Origin of the sequence: Cryobacterium sp. 10I1 (genome assembly GCF_035019805.1) — a bacterium.
Classification (GTDB): Bacteria; Actinomycetota; Actinomycetes; order Actinomycetales; family Microbacteriaceae; genus Cryobacterium; species Cryobacterium glucosi.
Map to the genome: position 1 here is coordinate 1 of NZ_JASJVF010000642.1, position 282 is coordinate 282.

1 protein-coding gene is annotated in these 282 nt (G+C 74.8%); it reads left to right on the forward strand.

Going from position 1 to position 282, the window contains the following annotated elements; genetic code table 11:
- Nucleotides 1–282: hypothetical protein (locus QN345_RS20135; RefSeq protein WP_323509254.1), on the forward strand; the 282-nt coding region annotated here is incomplete at both ends.

Genomic DNA, 282 nt, shown 5'->3' on the forward strand with positions numbered 1-282 from the left:
GACCCACATCGGCTCGGGCGCGATCGGCGCTCCGACCCCCTTCACCCTCACGGTCTCCAACGCGGGACCGTCCAGCGCCGTCGGGGTCCGGGTGGTCGACACCCTCCCGGTCGGGCTCACCTGGGTCGACAGCGCGGGCAGTGACCCGGCGTGGTCGTGCTCGGCTGCGGCGTCGACCCCCCTTGGCTCGACGGATGTCTCGTGCGCCCTCGCGACGCCCGTCGCCCCCGGCGCGGACGCGCCGACCCTCGTCCTGAACGCCCTCGTCGACGCACGGTCGTT